3 protein-coding genes are annotated in these 4596 nt (G+C 64.9%); all 3 read left to right on the plus strand.

What is annotated here, in order from left to right; all coding sequences use genetic code 11:
• Positions 1–292 (plus strand): hypothetical protein (locus V6M52_RS02695; RefSeq protein ID WP_332699184.1); only part of this gene is annotated, 292 nt, incomplete at its 5' end.
• Positions 293–582: 290 nt separating this feature from the next.
• Positions 583–2169, plus strand: a complete 1587-nt coding sequence (locus V6M52_RS02700) for a glycoside hydrolase family 43 protein (RefSeq protein WP_332699187.1) — start codon at positions 583–585, stop codon at positions 2167–2169.
• A 149-nt stretch (positions 2170–2318) separates the two neighbouring features.
• On the plus strand, positions 2319–3983 hold the full coding sequence (locus tag V6M52_RS02705) for a glycoside hydrolase family 43 protein (RefSeq protein WP_332699190.1): 1665 nt from the start codon (positions 2319–2321) through the stop codon (positions 3981–3983).
• The last annotated feature ends 613 nt before the right edge of the window (positions 3984–4596 follow it).

A 4596-nucleotide genomic window follows, 5' to 3' on the forward strand; every position in this document is an offset into this window, starting at 1 on the left:
GTTCTGGAAGCGCGCCAACGAAGCCGGCGCGCTGGCTGCCGCCATCGGCTCGTTCGTCTTGTCGATCGTGCTGAAGCTGGCCTGGCCAACGCTGCCTTTCATCGACCGCGTCGGCCTGGTGTTCCTGCTGTCGCTTGGGCTTGCCGTGCTGGTGTCGCTGATCACACCCGCAGCAGCGACGTCGGATCCGATCCGCACGGACGATGTGGATTACCACACACCAGCCGCTTTCCGATTCGGCAGCGTCGGTGTGGTCGCCATCCTCATCGCGCTGTATGTGCTGTTCTGGTGAGGCGGGGGGCGCATTTCTTTATAGACGTGGCGGGATGCCCGCCACGGGTAGCTCGAAGAGCCATCGTATTATTTACATAATATACATTATGCGAAGTATGCCATAGGGCAGATCAGGCTGCTCCTAGCGTTCTGGTTCTCTAATAGCCCTCCGAAGTATCAGACCTTTGGCCTCCCGTGTCGTCATCCGGGCTCCGGCTCGCTTTGACAGGGGGTTTGGCGATTCCTATGTCTTTCCAAACCACTCCGGGTGAACACCCGCAACAACCTATTGAAGGTTCACGCCTAGCCATGCGCCTCGTCACCCTGCTGCACCGCATCACCCTCTGCTGGGCCGCCCTCGCCTGCGGGACCGCGCCGGCCGCCGAACCGGCGCCCGGCGCCAATCCGGTGCTGCGCGACCGCTTCACCGCCGACCCAGCGCCGCTGGTCGTGGGCGACACGGTCTACCTCTACGTCGGCCGTGACGAAGCCAAGGGCAACGACTTCTTCCTCATGAAGGAGTGGCTGTGCTATTCGTCCAAGGACCTACGCCACTGGACCGCCCACGGCGCCCACATGAAGCCCACCGACTTCAAGTGGGCGGTGGGCGACGCCTGGGCCGCGCAGGTGGTGCAGCGCAACGGCCGCTTCTACTTCTACGCCACCGTGCAGCACGACGACACCCACCAAGGCAAGGCCATCGGCGTGGCGGTGGCCGACAACCCGCTGGGCCCGTTCAAGGATGCGCGCGGCTCGGCGCTGGTCACCGATGCCACAACGCCGAGCCCCTACAATTGGAACGACATCGACCCCACCGTCTTCATCGACGACGACGGCACCGCCTGGCTGGCCTGGGGCAACCCGGTGCTCTACCTGGCCCGGCTCAAGCCGAACATGACCGAGCTGGACGGCCCTATCGAAAAGATCGCGCTGCCCAATTACACCGAGGGGCCGTGGCTGTCGAAGCGCAAGGGGGTGTACTACCTGACCTACGCATCCATGGCGCACCAGAACGTCTGGGAGCACCTGTCCTATGCCACCGCGCCCAGCCCGCGCGGGCCCTGGACCTACCAGGGTCTGCTGACCGGCCCGACGCACAATAGCTACACCATCCACGCGGGCGTCATCGACGACTTCAAGGGCCAGTCCTACTTGGCCTATCACAACGGCGAGCTGACCCTGCCCGACGGCCAGACCGGCAACGGCAACCGCCGCTCCGTCACGATGGAGTACCTCTACTACGACGCCGACGGCCGAATGTGGCCCGTCACGCAGACCGAGGCCGGCATCAGCATGCCGCCCAAGCCACCCGCCGGCAAGGTGCCCGCGCCGGCGGACCCGGGCCGCTCCGACCCCCGCGTGGCCGTCCAGCAGTTCGCCCAGGGCTATCCCGAAACCTGGCCGGGCCGCCCGGCGCTGGCTTCGGTCACCCGGCCTTTCGAGCAGGCCCCCGAACCCGTGGGCTTCAACCGCGACGGCGGCGCCAGCCGCCTGGTGCAGACCTTCGTGCCGCGCGCCGACATCGCACTCGGCCAGCTCAGCCTGTACGCCGGCGACGGCCACGGCACGGACGCCACGCACCCGCTGCGGCTGTCACTGCGCGACGTGGAGGCCGGTACCGAACTGCTCGGCGCCGGCCAGGGCCTGGCCATCGCCTACCGGCCGCAAGGGGCCGGCCTGCTGAGCTTCGACTTCAGCGCCCATCCGCCCGTCGTGCTGCAGGCCGGTCGCCGCTACGCGCTGGCGCTGCAGGGCCAGAAGGAGGCGCTGACGATCAATCTGCGCGCCAGCCGCGACGACGTCTATGCCGACGGCGAGGCCAACCTCGACGACCGGCCGCTGAAGGACCCGCAGGGCCGCCCCGCGGACTTCGCGTTCGCGCTCTACGCGCGCTAGGCGCGCTGAGACGGCCGCAGGCCGTCAGTGCTTGCGGCCGCGTTGCGCTTGTGCGCGGCGGCAGGCTTGGGCGCATCCTGCGTGAAGGTGGACGGCACGCCCCCTTGACCGATGCCCTGACTCGCAATGATTGCCTCCGCAGACAAAACATGGACAAACACCCTGACAGCCTGAACCGCCCTTCCGCCGTCTCTCCCGCCCGTCTCATGAACCGCCCAATTTTTTCCCTCCTGATGGCCCTCGTCCTCTCCGTCGCGTCTCAGGCCGTTCCGGCGGCACAGGCGACACAGGCGGCGCCTGCCCACAATCCCCTTGTCTGGGCCGACGTCCCGGACATCGCAATCATCCGTGTAGGAAAAACCTACTACATGAGCAGCACGACGATGCACATGAGCCCGGGCCTGCCGATCATGAAGTCGACGGACCTGGTCAACTGGAGCATGGCCTCCTACGCCTATCAAACCCTTGGCGACACCGAAGCCCTCCGGCTCGAGAACGGCAAAAACGCCTACGGTGCCGGCTCCTGGGCCAGCAGCCTGCGTTACCACGACGGCGTGTTCCATGCCTCGACTTTCGCCGCCACTACCGGAGGACGCACCCACATCTACACCACGCGCGATCCGGATCGCGGCCCGTGGAAAGAGACGAGTTTCGATCCCTTGATGCATGACCACAGCCTGTTTTTCGACGACGACGGTCGCGTTTACATGGTTTACGGGGGCGGTCGCATCACGCTCACCGAGCTGCAACCCGATCTCTCCGGAATCAAGCCCGGCGGCGTGAACCAGGTCCTCATCGAAAACGTCAACACCATCTTCGGCTCCGACCTGGGCGGGCTCAATGGCGAGGGCTCGCAGCTTTTCAAGATCAACGGCCGCTACTACCTCTTCAACATCGCCTCGCCCGGGAGCCGCTGGGCGCGCAGCGTCATCGTCCACCGCGCCGATGCAATCACGGGTCCCTACGAGGGTCGCCTCGTGCTCGATGATCGCGGTATCGCCCAGGGTGGCCTCGTCGACACCCCGGAAGGCAAATGGTATGCCTATCTTTTCAAGGACAACGGCGCCGTCGGTCGCATCCCTTACCTCGTGCCCGTGACTTGGAAGGACGGCTGGCCCGTTCTCGGCGAAGACGGCAAGGTGCCCATGACGCTCGACATCCCCGCCGGCGGACAGGGCGTCTCCGGCGCCTCCGGCATCGTCGCCTCCGACGAATTCGACCGCCGGCCCGGCGCCCCCGACCTGCCCCTCGCCTGGCAATGGAATCACAATCCCGAGCCACGTTACTGGTCGGTCTCCAAGCGCCCGGGCTACCTGAGCTTCGTCACCAGCCGGATCGTTTCCACTCTGCCCGAGGCTCCGAATACCCTCACCCAGCGCACCTTTGGCCCTAACAGTTCCGCCACCACCAGCATCGACGTGAGCGGCATGAAAGACGGCGACTGGGCCGGCCTGGCCGCTTTTCAGAAACACTATGGTTTTGTTGGCGTAAAGATGAGCGACGGCGCCAGATCTCTCGTCATGGTGAGCGCCGATTCCGACCATCCCGAGGAGATCGCCTCCGTTCCCCTGTCTGGCAAAACCGTTCACCTCAAGGTCGAATGCGAATTTCAGCCTGCGCCTGAAGTTGCCCGCTTCTCCTACAGCCTCGACGGCAGATCCTGGACTCCCATTGGTCGTCCCTCGCGCCTTACCTACTCTTTTCCTCACTTTATGGGTTATCGCTTCGCCCTCTTCTTTTATTCGACCAAGACCGCCGGCGGCCGTGTGGACTTTGACTACTACCGGATCGGGCAAGGCGGCGGCTCCCGCTGACCTTCGCTGGCGCCGGAGCCGAGATCCAACACGGTTTGCCCCGGCTTGAGCGAAGCGAGCGCGACCGGGTTGCCGCAGCCGAGGCCGAGCGATGGAAGAAAAAACCTCGTCAGGCGCGACGGTCTGGCAGATCGCAGCAGGGGTCGTGATAGGCCTGTTGATCCTACGGGCCTGCGATCGTTACGAACAAGCGCAGGAAATAGAACGCGCGAACGCTGCCATCAAAGCAATGGTGGCGTCCTGGCCGAAACCACAGCCCGCCACACGCGCAGCAGTTCAACGGGAGCAATCCCTTGAGGAGATACGGCGGCAGCGCGCAGAGCGAGCAACACTCGCACCATTGCAGCCCGACGAACGTTGCATAGACAAGCAACGATTCCGACGTGTCGAGAACGGTTGGATACAGAACGGTAGCTGCTAAAAACCGTCAGCACGGGGCACGGTGACAGGTTCGCTCCGAAACGTTCGTCGCGATCGAAAAATTTGATCACGAGCCACAAGCCGACGAAACCGACCACGACTGCCCTCGCCGCTCGATGGCAAACCTCGCCGCCGCACGCGACTAGCGCGTTATGCTCGCGCACGGGGACGGCTCAGGGAAACCACGCAATGG

Origin of the sequence: Devosia sp. (assembly GCF_036676215.1) — a bacterium.
In the GTDB taxonomy this organism is placed as follows: Bacteria; Pseudomonadota; Alphaproteobacteria; order Rhizobiales; family Devosiaceae; genus Devosia.

Bases quoted from the DNA above. Each gene is read 5' to 3' on its own strand.
- V6M52_RS02700 (WP_332699187.1), top strand. From the start codon at position 583: ATGCGCCTCGTCACCCTGCTGCACCGCATCACCCTCTGCTGGGCCGCC.
- V6M52_RS02705 (WP_332699190.1), top strand. From the start codon at position 2,319: ATGGACAAACACCCTGACAGCCTGAACCGCCCTTCCGCCGTCTCTCCC.